Here is a 16,049-nt window from a genome sequence, read left to right as displayed (position 1 = left end):
TTCGGGAAGGAGAATGAACACAAAATTCGGGAAGACACCCTAGTATCTTGTGAAGGTAAAGGTTTCCATTAGCCAGTGGATCGAAATCGTGGACTTGCTGGAAGCGGAACTCAAATTCCTCCTGTCCCGAGATACTGGATATTAAGTGCGCCTCAAGAACTCCAGGCCAGCTGGAAGATCGTGTTCCTGCCGCGCCGGTCGCATGGCCCTGAGGGATGATCCAGTTCGTGGTGGCGCCACGTCAGCCACCCAGGCCGCTTTGCCATCAGGTGTCTCTAAGGGGCATGCTGCTTCGACATGGAGTATCGCTTCCTGCAGCCAATCGGCCAATTGCGCAGCAGAAAACTGTGACAGGTAGCGCTGATCTCTCTCTTGAAAGGCGATGTCCAAGTTTCCGCCGCCCTTGTCGATCACTTGAATCATGATGTGGTCGAGCAGGCGTTCCTCAATGAGATATCCGTTCAATTGGGCGGCTGTTACAGGACCGGTGACCGTGACCAACCTCTTCATGCCGCCCCCCTCTGCAACGCTCAGACGAGTGTAGGCGGCTCGCGGGGCGCAACGGTACCGGATTTCTTAAGTATCGTTAACTGGGCCGGGCAGGTTCGCCGCCGGGCTTCGTTATCGGCTTGGTCGTAGCCGTCAAATTTACGCCGAACACCAGTTGGACGTTCAGTTTCCAACGGGTCCTGCGCAGTGCCCTCACTGTCCCTTCGAGTGCGCACTAAACTGAGCGGCTTTCTCTTCGAGCTTTGAGATCTCTGCCTGGTGGCTCGCAAGCTCTTCTCTGGCTTTGGCGAGCTGCTCCTCATAGCTGGCGATCTGCCGCTCCACATGCCGGATCGATTTCTTCTGGTCCCTGATTTCGTTCCGGACGATCAGGGCCATATTGGCGGGAACCGAAGCCCACGCGGCGACTGCCGCCCGAACGGCATCCTGAACCTTCTTTGGTGAAGTGACAGTGTCTGAGTAGACGCCGTTCCTGAGAAGGTTGTGGCTTTGGATGTCCTTGAACCCGCTTTCGTCGAAGGTCGCGTAGGTCATGAACTCGTAGTGCTGACCATCAACGGCAAACGTGCCTTCGATGCTCTTCACGTTGCCGACCCGAAAGCATCCACCGACCAGAATAGGTCCGTACGGCGTGTCGACCTGGGCCATCTCCCACTCGAGCGGATCCTTCGGCTTCGGAGCCTCATCCTTCGGCTCCGGCCAGAGTGGCTTCATGCCGACGGCGAATTCGCCTGGCGGCCAGATGGTCCCGTTGTAGCCGACCTTCCCAACGAGCTGGCCGTTCTCACGGATCTCACCGCCGGTCCAATTGCCGCCGCCGAGGTCATTTTCCTCGATGTAATCCCGGCAGGCTTTCGAGGCTGCTGCGAAATCCTCGACAGAAACGACCTTCCGAACGGTACCCGGGAGCCGGCGCGACGGGTCCTGGCCCCGATCCGGGTTGCCGCAATTATCCAGGACTACGGTGTAGCGAGCTTCAACTTTCTTGGGTTTCTTGGTCATTGGACTGGTTCACTCCGCGGCGGCGATGAGTTCGGTTTTCAGGAAGGGAGCAGTGTCGCCTGCCGTGGCGGCGGCCTCGTCCATCCAGGACAGGCGTTCGCAGACCCGCTTGAGCGACAGGCCTGCGGCATGAGCCTCCTCGACGGTCTTCAGGATCAAGCTCGCTGCGAGCTCACGGATCGGGCGGGGAAGCCGGGCATCAAGTTGGGTGCAATAGCTGCTGTCGGGCACGTCCTCCCATTCGCCGTTTTCACCCTCCTGGGAGACGTCGAAACGGAGGATGGGACGATCATTGGGGTCGGCGGGCCGATAATCCCCATCCTCACCCTCCCCGATCCATTCCAGACTGGCCCGGAAGGACTCGCCCGTGGCGACGATTTCGGTCGCCAGGGTGCCCATGTTGACGGGCACCTCGCCGCTGTGAAACTCGGCGTCCTCCGGCTCATACCGGATGAGCTTGCGTCCGAGCTGTCCGATTTCGGAGCAGGAGGAGACATAGGTGGCGTCGGCCGCGATGATCATTTTCGCGTCAGGCTCGTCGCCTCTGTATGATCGAACCACGACGTTGCCCTGGTCGATTTCGATATCGACTAGACGGTCAGAGCCGTCCGGCGCCTTGAGGGTGAGGGTGAGGCCGTGATAGGCAGAATGCGAAGCCTGGACGAGCCAGTCTTCCGTCTGGCGTCCAACCAGATCTTCGGTGCTGTCTTCAGCAATGCGCCAGTCCCGAATTTCGGTCTGGCAGAGAATGGTGTCGTTCTCGGTCATGGCACTTCTCGTGTTCGGCAATGATCAGATTTGCGAGAGTTTCAGGCGAACAGGGCGTATTGCCCGTTGTCGATCCGCGGAAGCTGCAGTCGCCCGATGGTCTGGCGAATTTTGGCTTTCCAGTGGGGATTGGCCCGTGTTCGCGGGTGGTTTTCCAGCGCGCTGTAGATGTCCTGAAGCCGGGCCATGCCGCCGAGATTCTTGATTGCGTCGCAGACTACCTCGCGCCAGTGAGGCATCGGCTGCTCGAAATTGAGCACCATATGCAGCAACACCGGACGGGTGAGACCGACAAAGGCACCGTCAAGGCCGCTCTGGATCAGCCGCTCTACGTCCTCCTCGCCATAGGCAACAAGAACACTGGGAGCACCGGAGTTGGCTTCGGCCCTTCGGCCATCAGGATAATGGAAGTGCAGGCGGCCCCGGAGGAAGAGGATACCAGACGCGTAAGGCCAGACGAACTCGTGATAGGCCTCAGTCTCCGTACGGGCGAAGATCAGGGCGGTGCCCTTGTTGTGGCGGCTCATCTTCTTGAGCCAATCGGTCATGGCGCGGCCATAGGGCGGGTTGAGCCACACCCTGGCCTCCCAGGGCAGTCTCAAGCCGTCCTGCTCCGGCCAGGTGTAATGGTTTCGGGCGGTGTCCCAGGGGCGGGGCATCGGAGCAGCGCACGGGTCCAAGTCAAATGAGGACGAGGAGCCGAGCGCCTGGATGATGCTGGGCGGGGTCAACCACGTCTCGGTAATGGCCGTCGCCGAGTGGTGACCGCCCATTCCTTTATTCAGCGTCATGGAAACCTCAGGCAAAAAGATCGGCCTGCTGGGGCCGAGTTGCGACAGCGGGGTTGATCGAATTGCCGGCCTTGAGGCCTGCGATGTGAGAATCTTGAGAACCTGGGCTTGCCTGACGTTCAGCCCTGATTTGCTTGAAATCCGCACAGACGATCTCGGTGCGGGGCGAGGTTCCGCGCCAGAGGTGATCGTAACCGGAGGTATCGAGGCCGCAGTTCGGCTGGAGTGAGATTCCGGTCGATTTGACGAATGCCTCGTACTTCTGCGAGGTCGCGTGCCTGAACGTCTGGGTTCCGCTCATCTGGAAGGGTGCCGAGCCCTGCGGGACGATGAAGACCCCGTAATCCGCCAGTTCCGATGCCAGATCGATCACCGCATATTCGAAGTTACTGCCCTTATACCGAGGAGCCTTCGTGTCCGACCGGATCGCTCCGAACGGCGGATTGCCGATGGCACAATCGAACTTGCCGAGATCAAGCTTCGGGAGATCAAGAACGTCGGCGTGGATCCAGCGAGCTTCGGGAAGAATCTTGCGCCCGACCTCGACATAGTCCTTGTTGATCTCGATGCACGTGATTTCAAGGGGACGGCGGGAAAAGTCGGCCGCGGCTTTGACCATGTAGGAGAGCCGGCCGATCCCGGCACAGAGATCGATGATCCTCCGGCCCGTGACCTCGATCGAGAAGTCGCGGGCGAGTTCCAGGGGCGTGAAGAACGCGCCGGCGACCGAGTTGAGGTGACGGGCGCCCTCATGCCAATGTTCCAGAACGAACTCCCGTTCTGTGACGGTGAGGACGTCTTTCTCGAGAAGCCGTTCCGCCTCTTGGTGGCGTGCGGCTTCTTCCTTAGAGAGCTTGGGCATCGATGGACGCTCCGTTTGAGAATCTGGACGAGCGGAGGCGACGCGCGGCTAGTCGCTGCGCGGCAGTTGTCGAATACGATGTGGTTCCGACTAGGCGAGGAAGAGAGCCGTCTGGCCGACGGGCTCGGGCCGTGCTTCCTGAGGCATCTCTCGCTCCTTGGCCTCCTGGATGCGACGCTCTAGCAGGCGAGCGCCGACGGTGGCCTCATAGTGTTTGCGGCTCCCGCGGAGGGTGAGTCGCAGAACGACATGGCCATTGGGCCGGATTTCGGAGATCTGGGCTGTCGTGAAGATGCGGTGGTCGAACTTGAGACCTTCGAATTTCTGATACAGCGCAAAGCCGTTATCTGCGATGGCTTGGAGATCACCGGCAATCTCACGCTCGGCCTCGACGGCATGGCGCATCTTGTAGATCTCGTAGCCAAGCACACTGCGCTGAGCTTCTACGAAGGGAAGCGGATGATCATAGGTATCGTGGGCGACGCCGGTCGCGAGCTTTCCTGTCCCGTCGCTGAACATCAGCATGTAGCATCCGCCCCCGTCCCATTCCTTGCGAATGATAGCCCAGGACCCGCGGGGAAGAGCCGCGACGCGAGCTTCAAGATTCCGAAGTTCCTGAAACGAAGGATTGGTGAAGGTGCCGATCAGATTCTCGACGGCCTCGTCGAAGGGGAGGATCTGCGGAATGATCCGGTCCTGCAAGTCTCTCTCGTAGAAAACGCCAGTGTCGAGCGCCTCTTCGACAAACTGCTTGAGCTTCTGGTTCCGAAGCTGAGATTCGGGTGACATCGCGGGTGATCCTCAGCTGGCGGCCGACTGGACGGTTGCCTGGGTGTAGCAGGCGGCGATGCGCTGACAGGCCTGCTTGGCTGCCTCCACGTCCGGCCACTCGATTTCCTCCGCCGGGTGCTTCCTCTCGCGCTGGGCGTATCCCTCAACCCTGAAGGTATTGGGGGCGCCCTTACGCTTCTTCACCTCGCGATAGGTGGCGTAGATGTGCTGGTTGCTCTGATCGAGCAGGCCCATGCGGCTGGAGTCCTTGCGAATCCAGATTAGTCCCATGGATGTCTCCTGTTCTAGGCTGCTGGCTGAACGGAAAGTTTGTATTCGATGACGTCCTTGAACGACCCGTCCTTGCTGGCGTCGATTGTCACGACATCCCCCGAGAAACGATATTCGGCGGCTTTACCGAACCAGAGCCAGTTGTCGCCCGTGAACTGAACGGCATTCGTCTGGAGCTTCTTGACCTGGCGGGTGCCATAGGCCTGAGGGCGGGTTTCCGGCGTCTGGCCGTTCCTCGTCATGACATCGTTCCGGAGCGTCTCGATGGTGGCGCCGGGGCGCGCGAGGAAGCGTTTGAAGTCAGCCAAGCTGCGGACATTCACGTCTGTCATTTTGACCTCATGACAAGCAAAAGCGCCGCCCGATGGGACCCGGACGGCGCTCTAGAGCTTTTGTTGGGGATTTCGATATTCTACTGGCTAAGGATCAATCACGGGCTGTAAAATCAATATTCTTCGGGCATGACTCGGTTCCTGGCTTTCGACAGGCAATCCCGTGCTGCTCAAGTCGGAGGATCATTTTGCCGCCCGACGGCTTAAAGCTGTAGTCTCGAACAGTATCCTCGAATCTGGGGACCCATTCATTGCGGCCGTTCGAGATGAGGACCTGAAGCGTGCAGCCTCCACTGCCGCAGAACATCGTTGTCGAGCCGTCACATTCGAGGTGTCCGTAGTCGACAATCCAATCGTTTGTGCCATCCCCATTCAAATCAAGGTCATTGCGGGTGAATCCCGGCTTGCCCTTGAAACTATCGCATGTCGCTGTGTTTGAGTTAATCGCGCTGGCGACAGAAGCCGGATAGGACGGTGCCCGGCTTGGCGATCTAATTGGCTGGGCTTCTGCCGCTTCAATGAGGTATCGGGCGTTTGCCCAACCTTCGACAGGGCCAAACCGAACTCGGCACCAGAATGGGCCGGTGTTCAAATCAGAATCCGGCAGAATTTTCCCGTCGCGAACAGCCGAGCAACCCTCATTTCGGAGCATTTTTCCATTGTGAGGAACCTGGCCGACCTTGGGTGAACTGGCGGTCGGCCTCGCCCGCAGGAATAGGACGTCGTTGGGGCTGACGCCTCGCACGTCGAAAAAATCGGGACCGTCTGCTGTGGCGTAGGCGACTGTGGCCGATACGAGGAGAGTGGTGATGGCAGAGACGAGCAGACGCATTCGGTTGACCTTGTAGAGCTTTGCCTAGGCAGTTTATTCAGCTGCAGGGGTCTCGGCCAATATAGCAGACATAATAAAAAGGGACGGAGAAAACCGTCCCTTGTGCCAGGGTCAGAAATCCAAGGTTGTGCTCAACCGAGATAGGTATACCCCTCAAAGCGCTTGGATACGACCGGATCATAGCCAAGGCGCATACGAAGCTTCTTGCGGAGCTTGCTGATGTGTCCTTCGACCACGGTCTCAGAAACATCCGCTTGGCAGTCCTGATAGACCGCATGGAAGACCTGAGCTTTGCTCACAGAGCGCCCGCGATTGCGGACGAAGTATTCTAGGATATTGAGCTCGCGGCGCGGGAGCGTCAATGGTTGCCCATTGACCTCTGCATCCTGACCATTGAAGAAGACCTTGACCGGGTCAGTGGACTGAACTGGCTGGCTCTCCCGATGGCGGCGCCAGATTGCCTCGGATCGTGCAAGGATCTCTTTGACATGGATCGGCCTGCGGACCACATCGTCAATACCGGCTGTCAGGAGCTCGAGTGTTTTCTCCAGAGAGCGGGTTTCGCTGAGGGCGATGATCGGCGCAGGAGTGCGCTTCCGCAGAGTTTGGGCGAAAGCAATTCGCTCATTGGATTCCTCGATCAAGAAGCCGCGTACCTGGTCAAGATCAGTCTTGGAAGGATCGTCGAGCCAGGAGTGGTAATCGTCGGAGAACATCCCGATTGACGGAATGCCCTCACCGATGAACTCAGACACATAGGCAGCCGCAGCCGATTGCTGCGAAGCAACGACGATAAACATTTGATAAGTGCCCCAACCCAGAAACTGCTTCGAACGTTCTGTCGTCTATCCTCGGCTCCCAAAAGCCACTTACTCAGCCTTGGGTCCGTTCGTGGTTCTTTTAGAATAGACGGTACTTGTTCGTAGGCCTCAGCGATCCGACGAATCGCCTGAACCTTGTGTGAAGATGTCGTTCGGATGGGTTAGGGTCAATCATGAACACTCCTTTAGTGCATCACTGACCCAAGGTGTTGCATCTGGATGACAGTCTAGGGCGCTTCCGAGCGTAAGGTTAATAAATACTTAACGGGTGCACTCATTCAAGAATACTGGCGGATGCTTGTCAGGTTGAATCGAAGCCACTGTCTACCTTGCCCTCAATGTTGGCTATCGACAGACAGGCTTTGCCCCACATTCGGCTCTCTAGCGATCGTGAGATCGATGTAGGGCCGGTTCTGCAAGCCCAGTTCGTGGATAACAGCGTTCAGGTCTGGAATGCCCTTGATGGCTTCTATGCCCTGGCTGTCCGTCACAACAAACCTGAGAAACCGGATGGTCTGATTACTAAAGATGTTAGCGACATGACTCCGGCGTTGGATCTCCTGATTGAAGATGTTCAATCGCTTGGCCACGTCGTCTGGGACTTCGACGGTATCAGAGGCTGAGTACAGCACCTGATCGTTATTGACCTGGAGGAAAACAACTTTGCCTTCATCGCCGGTATACGGAATGGGAGACAACGACAGGATCGTTTTGTTGAGCAGGCCCTCCTGCCATCCGAGGTCGAGCCCCTTAGCGCGCACGGAGGTCCGGTTCACTCCCTGGTCGCTGAATTTCACGCGGATTTGTCCAGAACCTTTTCGCTGAGATCGAGGGTTGATGCCTGCCAAGCCGAGATCGGTGAAGCATACATTGTCGCCGCACTCCGTTGCTCCCGGCTGTGACATGGCCTCTTCACGGCTCATATTCTTGCGAACCTGCCCGACGAGCGGTGGATCCCAATCGGCTGGCTTCTCGAAAGTGCACTCGGAGAATGCCGTCAGGCTGTCCGTTTTCGGAGAGAGAAGAAAGCGTTCGAGGTCTTCGTGCTTGCCGGCTAGCTCCTGGAACCCATTAGGTTGAGGGCTGAGGGTGAGTCCGGCATCTTCCGCGGACCTTCTGGTCCCTTCGGTCATCTGGAGTGGGAAGGCGAGGATCCGAAGCCTTTTGTCGTCACGCCAAAGATAGCTGAACTGGAATTTGCCTTGGGTTTCAAGCTGAGCGAGGTAGAGGTTCTTATTGATCTTCTTGAGAGCGACCTGATCTGTCTTGTTGGCTTGGCGGTATATAATCCCGCCATTTTGAGCTTTCTCGGGTGTTGGAAGCTGCTCGATCTGCTTCTTCCCCAGCGTTGTGCAGAACGCCTTGCTAGGAAGTCCCGCATCTTCGCCTAACTCAATCACTTTCGTCTTCGACTGAAAGCATCCGGCGAGGCTCAGGCTGGCCGCCCCGACGACAGCAAGCGCGAGGACACGGGCGTTAGTGAAGTGCATGATAGTTCCTCGGTAGGGGATTTGGAGATCTTCTATTCGCTGCTGGCAGACGCCGAGGTTAGCTGCCAGTAAACCCAAGCACCGTACTGACCTTCGCTTGTAGAGTTTCCGCGCTAAACGGCTTCACGATGTAGTTGTCGACACCGGCCTGTTTGGCCGCGATCACGTTCTCGGGTCGTGCCTCTGCTGTGACCATGATGAAGGGAAGCTTCTGGAGCATAGGATGCGCCCGGACCTGCTGGACAAGCTCGTATCCTGTCATCGGCGCCATGTTCCAATCGGAGATCACCAGTCCGTACGGCCGGGCCTTCAGCTTCTCCAGAGCCTCGCGGCCATCTCTGGCCTCGTCCACGTCCGTGAACCCGATCCGCCTGAGCAGATTGCGGACGATTCTGAGCATCGTCTGGTAATCGTCGATGATCAGGACCGGAATGGACGTATCCAAGGCCATGGTAATTCTCAGCCGATGTGGGGCGTATTGCCCATGGGCTCTGTACGAGCGATCTGTTCAAAAACGGTTGCAATCGGCCACTGCGGCTCTGCGACACTTTGAATGTGTCCGACAACGCCAATGGGACCCAGGGGCGTGGCAATCCAGAAGATATCGTCGGGATGATAGTCGATGTGCCGGAACTTGGTCTCGACGACTGCAACCCTCAGATCTTGGAGGAGCGGCGACTGGGTCTCGATGCGGCGCATTTCGCCCTCCTCCAGCACAGCGAGGGCGTTGAGCTCCGGCACGAGATGCTCGGTCAACGAGCAAAGATAGATCGCTTCACCTGCATCATCCATTTCCCGGTTCAAGTCAGCGAGTTGGTCCCGCCAATTCCCGATCGTGACGGTTCGGTCGTCATCACAGGACTGGACAAAGGCGGCAGCAGCCGCCTCAGCCTCTGCCTTGTCGAAGAACGGCTGGACGGTATCGACACCTGTCAGGAGCGTCCAGAAATGGGTGGTCATGGGAATGGTCCTCGTCACAGAAAGGGGCAAGCCGTGGGCTGGCCTTTAGGCTTTGCCCTTCAGCTTCGGGATGTAGTGGAAAGGCTTGGTATCGGCCGCGATGTAGAGGGGATGGCCCGCATTGCCGTTTTTTGTCAGGGCTAAGCACCAGAGCCTGTGGCCGTCCTCAATGAGAGCCTGGCATACGGCATCGGCGTAATGCTGCAGGGAGGGATGGACGGCGCCAAACCCCATGACGATCATCGAGGCGCGGCTTGCCTGGTCCCGGATAGCGGGAAGGTTATGCTCACTGCAGGGGACCACACCAGGGTCCCGCAACCGCTTTTGTTGGGTGACAGCAAAGTCCATGATATTACATTTAACGTAGCTGCTGTAGCCCCAGCGGCGGGTGAAGTCCTGCTCCCGCGCTACTGTCGGATCGTCCACCTCGAAACTGGCAACCGAGGGGTTCATGCCAATCCAGAGAACGAAGGGAGCGTTCGGATCCGCGGTCCAGCGGCGGGTCAGGATGGGGCGGTACCGGCGGTTCTCATAGAAGACGGCATCAGCAATGACGCCCTCCTTGAGCCGGAGGCGGCTCTTGCCACCGGCATCATGGGGTTCATCAGGAGAGGCAGAATGGGCGACCGACATTTGAATTCTGATTTGAGAATTTGACTGCGGTCTTATACCAACCTCGGGGCACGGCATCAAACGATGTGATTGGCGGGAATGTCGGGTTCGCGCCTACAGCGCAGAATTGTCTATTAAGCCTATCGGCATGCCGCCTGCCTGATCTGGTGCACCGAACTTGACCCTTGTCGAACTGTTGAGCACAACTGGACGGACAATTTTCGTGCCGGATTTCAAATGCGTTTTGCTGTTTCGACCGTCCTGAGCGTTTTGGTACTCACCCATCCAGTTGTCGCAGCCGAGTCTGATGAGAACTACAAGCTGACCTGTAACAGGGAGCTTCGTCCGAACCTGACTTCGAAGGCTGCCAGCGCCCCATTCACCGTCGAGATCGCTTACACGGGAAAAGTTATCTCCCGCCCTGATCCGAAGGACGGGGAAATGATGTCGTTCGACGAGCTTCAGCTAAAGTTGGGGAGCGAAGCAAAAGCTGGCGGCCGAGTGTTCGGCTCAACTTATGATGCGTCGCGGACTTGGGATGGGGAGTATGAATGGGCCTATTCCCGCGGCCTGAATGGCTTTTCGGTTACCCGCCGCGGGAAGAGCTATCTCTGCAAGATGGGTTGAGACACCGGTCGCTGACAGCTACCTATCCGCCCGACCTTACCTCTTGCCGGATGCTGTCGGCGAGCCTGTCGGTCGGCTGGATGACCTCCGACATTCCTGAAACGATATTGATCACGACGATCTGCCCGCAGCGCAGGGTATACGTGTGCACGGGCCCCTCGCGCTTCAGGAGACGCGGGAAGGCCTTCTCGAACCGAGTGCCGATCGCGCTGGTCAGGTGGGCGCCTTCAGGCAAGTCGGGCCCCTGAATGATCAGAGCAGGCTCCTGGGCCCAGCGCTCGAGCGTCCTGTAGTCCTTGATTGAGGGCAGATACTCCCGCTCTGCATCGAATGTTGCGACGCATTCGAGTTCGTCGGCCGGGAACGCGGCCATGGCGGTTGTCGGGTACTTGGTCACCAGGCGACCGGCTGCCCTCCGTAGACGCTCATAAAAACTCTCGAGGTCGTTCGAGCCGATGGCGTTGCCCTCGTAGTAGCAGAGGATGCGGCCATCCTGCTCCGCTTCCCCGACTATGGCGCTCCCCGGGAGGACGAGGCTGGCGGCAGAGGATTCGGGTTTCGGGGTGTAGACGTTCAAAATCATGGGGCGGCCTTTGCGATAGATGGCATGACAAAGGACGGTCTGATCACTCAGACGGCCCTTGGGCTGCTCGGTTATCGCCACTGGTGCTTGCGCTGGCTCTTCCAGCTCCGTTCGTTACGTCGCGGAACATCCGACCAATAGGTCGGAAGCTCGCGCTGTCTCCGGATGCGACCGGGCGGGATCCCCACCGCGAGAACGTCATCCTTGTCGGCGTCGTGCCAGGTCATCGCCTGCTTTGTCCGCACAATGCGGATGGACGAACCGCGATGGCCGCGGGGCTGGCGGATGCCCGGCCAAGGACCGTTGCGGTAGGCGCCCTGGGGTGCAGCAGGCCTCGCTCTCAGCTTATGGGCGAGATCGAGGACCTGATCTCGGGTGACGATATCGCCGAGAGCGGTCCGGACGATCAACTGTCCTGCGGGTGTGGCGTGGCGGACGCCGTCGATGTCGACACGGGTTTCGTATGAGAAGCGGTCGGCAAGGACGTCGGAGAGGAAGAAGCCTTGTTGGAGGGCCGCTTTGGTGAGAGCCAGTACAGCGGCTTCGAGGGTGTTGTAGGTCCAGACCTCCTGAGCCCGATTGATAATGCGGTAGTGAGGCTGGAACTGAGTAGTGCTGTGCACGGGGATGCTCCGTTAGGGGTGAACCTAACGGAAGCCCGGCATGTGCTCGTGGCGGATGAAGCCCATCTGGCTATCCTTATGCGGCAAGGGCGATCGGTGTAGCGATAGTATCGGCCTCAGCGAGAGCCTCGGCCGTCCTGAATTCGGCGAGAACTGCTAACGCCTTGGTGCGGGGCACCTCAAAGGAATTCGCGATCCGGAGGGCGAGGAGCGACAGCACCTTAGACGGCTCCTGTCCATGAGCGGACAGAACGAAGCGTGTGTCCACGATACCGAAGCAGATCAGCTCCTTTTCCTGATCCGTGATGAGAACGGTGTCGGCATCGGAGGCAGCGCGAGCAAGCGCGCTCTCAAGAGCGTCGATGGCTCCCAAGATATTGATGCCTGCAGTGACGAAGTCTCTGATGCTGAACATGGTTCGTTTAAAATCTTTCGGGGATTGCCTGGAATTAACCTTCGTTAAAATGCTCTTTTCGGTGAACGGATTGCTTTGCTGGAATGGTCTGGATTTCAGGGAATTGTCTGTTCTCCTGGGTCAGGAAGCTTGTAGGAGCCTGACGGAATCCATTGTTCCTCCGTGAATGGCGGTTTTGTCGCACGAGATTGTTTAAGGAGTGCAGTGAGAGCGAATGCCCTCACCGGCACACAACGTAGAAACACTGGGAAAGTGCCACGCGTATGACGGCTTTTTAAATCTCTGCCGGTCTGTGAATATGGGGGATCAGTACCGATTGATGCCACAATCGTTGTGCCGCCTTTAAAAGAATCGATGCGGCGGCGATTGCCATTCCTGCGTTCAGGGCTCCGGCCATAACATCAACGAGGAAGTGGCTGCCGTGTAGCGGCGTTGCCAGCAGCATCAGTCCGTTGAGGACGAGGCCCGGATACCGCAGATAGGGAACCTGCCAGAGTGCCCAGGCGAGCAGCACCGCGTTGGCAGCATGGAAGCTCGGAAATGTGATGAGGCCCGTCGGTGCAAGGCGGGAGATGTTCAGAATTGAACCATCCCGCATGCCCATAATCTCCGGCACATGGAGGCTTGCCACTCGGACCGCGATATTCGGATGTTGCGAGGGGTCGATGCCATAGAACTCATAGGTGCCGAGAGCGGGCAGAACCCAAGCGATTCCGTAGGTGACGATGAGGGTCAGCAGGAGAGCAACCGTCGACACCTGCAGAGCTCGATAGCGACCGAGACCTGCAAGCAGGATGGGAGCCATGATCGACTGAAAGCCGGCCGACATATAGATCCCGTAGGCCAAGGCAGTCACGACGGGATGGTCGTTGGCCCATTGCAGCATCGCGACCCAGTCGAATCCGAGGGCTTTATCTCCCCTGGCGAGGAGATCGTCCCAGAAGGGTTGTGACCTGGAGAGATAGCTGACGACGTGGCCGAGATCACCGAAGGCCAAGGCTGAGAAGGGTACAAGAGCAACCGTGAAGTATAATGATGCCATGCGGGGCCGGTGCCGGGCCAGGCGGCTGTAGAACATGGCGCCGATTGCAGGGATGAGACCAAGCCCGAGGAGTGCGATCTGAGGTCCGGCTTGGAGTTCCAGCGGAGTTGCGACTACGACAGTCAGTTTGAAGGCAATCACGCAGAAGCACAGGAAGGCGCAAAGGAGCATTCCCGGAATGATCTCGTGGGCCTGTCCGCCCTTCTCTGCCTTATGGGCAAGATGAGAGAGTGCTTTCGTTGCGGAAGTCATGCGTTCTCACGATGGCAGCAAGTATTGATGTGCCGAAACAGAAAAGGACGGCGTTGGAGATCACGTCGTCCCTTTTTGTATGCCCTGCAGCATAGAATTCCTGAAAGTACTCAGCCGGGGATCCCTAACGCTTGGAGATAGAGATCAAGGATCGCTTCTTCCTCCATACGTTCGGAGTGATCCTTTTTCCTGATGGCGAGGCACTTTTTGATGATTTTTGGATCCAGCCCATTGCCCTTTGCCTCGGCGAGGATGTCCTTGGCGCCGGCTTTGAGGCCATCAATCTCCTCATAGACGCGCTCGAGGCGGTCAATTACGGACTTGAGCAGATCGGAGGCAACAGACTCTGTGTTGAAGGCAGCGTCATCCATTTCACGAATCGTCCTGGTTTGTCGTGTTCGATGGACGAATTATAATTCAGGACGGCAGCAGATTAAATCGGATGCCTTGGCGGCTCCGGAAATGTGACCAGCGTCGTTAATGAGGGAGAGGGCCGATCGCCTGGGCAGATGGAGCATACGGTAACGGCGCTACCGAACCGATCCCAAACTGCTGGGAGACCAGAAGCTGGGTCCAGCGGGTCATCATCTGGACCTGGTCGTGACCCATCAGGTCTGCAAGGGCAAGCCCCTCCGCAATGCCTCTCAGATAGGCCTCATTGATCGGGTCGCCTCTTCCGGCAGCGCCTTTGCTGAGATCACCCACAAGCTGAATGATTTTTGCGATCTCATCGCTGATCTTGTCGTTCACGCAGGCACTCTTGGGGCAGGCTTCAAGGCTCGATAGCTTGGGGCAGATCGAGCCTTACCCATCGGCGAAATTCCTTACCGTTCCGTTCTTCCGGCTCCTATGACCGGGGATGGCGGAGCAAGGGATCGGATAAGGGTGAACGAAGGCTTGAAGCCACGAGGGTCTAAGCGGCCGCTCGACGTTCCTCTTCTCCGGCGAGTTGGTCTTGATCGCCAGTTGGCGCGTCGGTCTGTTCAGACAAAGAGTTCACGAGCTGCGCAAACGCCAGCAGATCCATCTCGGCGGCAGTGAGCAGTTTCGAAAGCGTTTCCGTCGAAGGCCACCGCTCCCTTCCATCGGGGTGCATCCGCTTGGACTTGTTGAGCGAAGTGGCATCCAGCCCTGCCTTTCTCGCCAGGCCGGAAGCGGACAACCCGCTCCGCTCGGCAAGCAAATCGATGGCGTGCCAAAGGTCTCCATGAGCAAACATCAGTTCTATCCGTACGCAATTATCACCAATTCAACGATGGTTTGCGCCTATAGGGTACGAAACTGGCCTGAAGATTGCGCACGATCTACATCATTCGCCGCCTCCTCATAGCGAGGAGCTCAACCTCGAGGTCGAGTTTCCCGCCTTTGACCATGCGGACGAGGGCCCGGTAGTAACCTCCAGGATTCTTGATCCGGCTTTCTCCGCCGTTCTTGGCAAGGTCGTCGTCGTAAAGCTGCAGGGTGTAGATCACCGCGATCGCCGCTCTGACGGTGCCGACCCCTTCGACGGCTTCGGCCCAGGCGCTCTCGTTGGCGCCCAACGATGCCCGCAGGTAGCGGCCGGCTGAGACGATGTCCGCCAAGTCCCGCACCGGCTGGCCGTAGTCGCTGAGAGTGGGGCAAGCCTCAAGGATCAATTCCGGTGATAGGTGCTCTGACGGTTGTTCGGTTGAACGAACCGCCTCAGCTTTCTTCGGAAAGTCCTTGTTACAAGCCTCGGTAGGAGATCCGTTGTTCTTATAAGAATGGCGGCAATCCTTGCCCCCATTGCCAGCATCAAAAAATGCTTTCTCGCAAAGTGTCCTCAGGTCTTTCCACTCGTCGAGAGCGTCCAGCGGCATGGCTTTCGAGCTGCGCACAGGCGTCCGGGCTTTCAGGGCCTTGAGGCGGTCCTCGAGGTCTGAGCGGTCCAGATCCGGATAGTGCTCGGCCAGGGCGCTCAAGGCCTCCTCGGCTGCGCGGCGGGCGATGGTGATCTCGTCGAAGGTGCGCTTGCGGGCTTCGCGAGCCTGCTTCTGCTCGATCAGACGCTCAGCCCACTCCCCTCGTCTGGCATAGACCGGCGTCAGGTCGAAGCCGAACGCATCGACAATCTCTCCTGCCAAGTCTTTGACGGCGAAGCGCTTTCCGTTGGGGGACTCCTTCGGAACGATCAGCTGGAGGTCGATGAGGGTCCGAAAGGCATAGCGGACAGACCGTTCGGACAGACCGGTGCGGCTCATCAGATACTCGTTGGACGGCCACACCAGCAGCCGCTCCCACTCCTGCTCACCCCAGCAGGCAATGAGCTCCGACAGGACCGACCGGGGGCCGTTCCGCAGTTCCAAGGCTTTGGCGGCATCCCGAGCCGCCGCAGATAGTTCTTTCCGCGTCACCGTACGCCCGGTTTCGAGCGCAAGTTCTCTCGCGACCAGAGCGGCATGTCTCAGCCGCCGGCCTCCTGACGATGCAAGCTGCATCGTACC

General features: G+C 58.3%; 23 protein-coding genes. 1 reads left to right on the top strand and 22 read right to left on the bottom strand.

Annotated features, from left to right (window positions below; translation table 11 throughout):
* Positions 1 to 141 precede the first annotated feature (141 nt).
* From OC446_RS19025 to OC446_RS18960, 14 genes are all read right to left on the bottom strand, one after another.
* Positions 142 to 510, bottom strand: coding sequence for a hypothetical protein (locus OC446_RS19025; protein WP_262030593.1), 369 nt, complete (start codon positions 508 to 510; stop codon positions 142 to 144).
* 192 nt (positions 511 to 702) lie between these two features.
* Positions 703 to 1,512: a hypothetical protein gene (locus OC446_RS19020; RefSeq protein ID WP_262030592.1), complete on the bottom strand. Its 810-nt coding sequence runs from the start codon at positions 1,510 to 1,512 to the stop codon at positions 703 to 705.
* Between the two features lie 9 nt (positions 1,513 to 1,521).
* A complete protein-coding gene (locus OC446_RS19015; RefSeq protein WP_262030591.1) occupies positions 1,522 to 2,280 on the bottom strand; it encodes a hypothetical protein in 759 nt (252 codons plus the stop codon).
* Positions 2,281 to 2,321: 41 nt separating this feature from the next.
* Positions 2,322 to 3,071: a phage N-6-adenine-methyltransferase gene (locus OC446_RS19010; RefSeq protein ID WP_262030590.1), complete on the bottom strand. Its 750-nt coding sequence runs from the start codon at positions 3,069 to 3,071 to the stop codon at positions 2,322 to 2,324.
* Between the two features lie 7 nt (positions 3,072 to 3,078).
* Positions 3,079 to 3,933, bottom strand: a complete 855-nt coding sequence (locus OC446_RS19005; protein WP_262030589.1) for a methyltransferase — start codon at positions 3,931 to 3,933, stop codon at positions 3,079 to 3,081.
* A gap of 90 nt (positions 3,934 to 4,023) precedes the next feature.
* Entirely contained in the window at positions 4,024 to 4,722 is a 699-nt protein-coding gene (locus OC446_RS19000) for a hypothetical protein (protein WP_262030588.1), read from the bottom strand.
* A gap of 12 nt (positions 4,723 to 4,734) precedes the next feature.
* Positions 4,735 to 4,995: a hypothetical protein gene (locus tag OC446_RS18995; protein ID WP_262030587.1), complete on the bottom strand. Its 261-nt coding sequence runs from the start codon at positions 4,993 to 4,995 to the stop codon at positions 4,735 to 4,737.
* Positions 4,996 to 5,009: 14 nt separating this feature from the next.
* A complete protein-coding gene (locus tag OC446_RS18990) occupies positions 5,010 to 5,327 on the bottom strand; it encodes a hypothetical protein (protein WP_262030586.1) in 318 nt (105 codons plus the stop codon).
* Positions 5,328 to 5,421: 94 nt separating this feature from the next.
* The gene (locus OC446_RS18985) at positions 5,422 to 6,159 is read right to left on the bottom strand and encodes an SH3 domain-containing protein (RefSeq protein WP_262030585.1); all 738 of its coding nucleotides are present in this window, start codon (positions 6,157 to 6,159) and stop codon (positions 5,422 to 5,424) included.
* Positions 6,160 to 6,290: 131 nt separating this feature from the next.
* Positions 6,291 to 6,959 (bottom strand): response regulator transcription factor, encoded by a 669-nt coding sequence (locus tag OC446_RS18980; RefSeq protein WP_262030584.1) that lies wholly within the window; start codon positions 6,957 to 6,959, stop codon positions 6,291 to 6,293.
* A 356-nt stretch (positions 6,960 to 7,315) separates the two neighbouring features.
* On the bottom strand, positions 7,316 to 8,470 hold the full coding sequence (locus tag OC446_RS18975; protein ID WP_262030583.1) for a hypothetical protein: 1,155 nt from the start codon (positions 8,468 to 8,470) through the stop codon (positions 7,316 to 7,318).
* Between the two features lie 58 nt (positions 8,471 to 8,528).
* On the bottom strand, positions 8,529 to 8,921 hold the full coding sequence (locus tag OC446_RS18970) for a response regulator (protein WP_262030582.1): 393 nt from the start codon (positions 8,919 to 8,921) through the stop codon (positions 8,529 to 8,531).
* An 8-nt stretch (positions 8,922 to 8,929) separates the two neighbouring features.
* Entirely contained in the window at positions 8,930 to 9,430 is a 501-nt protein-coding gene (locus OC446_RS18965; RefSeq protein ID WP_262030581.1) for a hypothetical protein, read from the bottom strand.
* 45 nt (positions 9,431 to 9,475) lie between these two features.
* Entirely contained in the window at positions 9,476 to 10,063 is a 588-nt protein-coding gene (locus OC446_RS18960; protein WP_262030580.1) for a DUF1643 domain-containing protein, read from the bottom strand.
* A gap of 216 nt (positions 10,064 to 10,279) precedes the next feature.
* Here OC446_RS18960 and OC446_RS18955 point away from each other — a divergent pair, with 216 nt between their 5' ends.
* Positions 10,280 to 10,669: a hypothetical protein gene (locus OC446_RS18955; protein WP_262030579.1), complete on the top strand. Its 390-nt coding sequence runs from the start codon at positions 10,280 to 10,282 to the stop codon at positions 10,667 to 10,669.
* 22 nt (positions 10,670 to 10,691) lie between these two features.
* Here OC446_RS18955 and OC446_RS18950 read toward each other — a convergent pair whose 3' ends face one another.
* The 8 genes from OC446_RS18950 to repC all read right to left on the bottom strand — a co-directional run.
* Positions 10,692 to 11,252, bottom strand: a complete 561-nt coding sequence (locus tag OC446_RS18950) for a hypothetical protein (protein ID WP_262030578.1) — start codon at positions 11,250 to 11,252, stop codon at positions 10,692 to 10,694.
* A gap of 71 nt (positions 11,253 to 11,323) precedes the next feature.
* The gene (locus OC446_RS18945; protein WP_262030577.1) at positions 11,324 to 11,875 is read right to left on the bottom strand and encodes a hypothetical protein; all 552 of its coding nucleotides are present in this window, start codon (positions 11,873 to 11,875) and stop codon (positions 11,324 to 11,326) included.
* 76 nt (positions 11,876 to 11,951) lie between these two features.
* Positions 11,952 to 12,290 (bottom strand): hypothetical protein, encoded by a 339-nt coding sequence (locus tag OC446_RS18940; RefSeq protein WP_262030576.1) that lies wholly within the window; start codon positions 12,288 to 12,290, stop codon positions 11,952 to 11,954.
* A 274-nt stretch (positions 12,291 to 12,564) separates the two neighbouring features.
* Positions 12,565 to 13,368, bottom strand: a complete 804-nt coding sequence (locus tag OC446_RS18935) for a phosphatase PAP2 family protein (RefSeq protein WP_262030575.1) — start codon at positions 13,366 to 13,368, stop codon at positions 12,565 to 12,567.
* Positions 13,369 to 13,694: 326 nt separating this feature from the next.
* Entirely contained in the window at positions 13,695 to 13,955 is a 261-nt protein-coding gene (locus OC446_RS18930; RefSeq protein ID WP_262030574.1) for a DUF2312 domain-containing protein, read from the bottom strand.
* Positions 13,956 to 14,061: 106 nt separating this feature from the next.
* Positions 14,062 to 14,334, bottom strand: coding sequence for a hypothetical protein (locus OC446_RS18925; RefSeq protein ID WP_262030573.1), 273 nt, complete (start codon positions 14,332 to 14,334; stop codon positions 14,062 to 14,064).
* Between the two features lie 163 nt (positions 14,335 to 14,497).
* Positions 14,498 to 14,803: a hypothetical protein gene (locus OC446_RS31070; protein WP_410055096.1), complete on the bottom strand. Its 306-nt coding sequence runs from the start codon at positions 14,801 to 14,803 to the stop codon at positions 14,498 to 14,500.
* 85 nt (positions 14,804 to 14,888) lie between these two features.
* A partial coding sequence (gene repC, locus OC446_RS18915; protein WP_262030572.1) for a plasmid replication protein RepC occupies positions 14,889 to 16,049 on the bottom strand: 1,161 nt, incomplete at its 5' end.

This window comes from Microvirga sp. Mcv34, from assembly GCF_024519725.1.
Taxonomy (GTDB): Bacteria; Pseudomonadota; Alphaproteobacteria; order Rhizobiales; family Beijerinckiaceae; genus Microvirga.
This window is presented reverse-complemented; position numbering and strand designations above follow the sequence as displayed.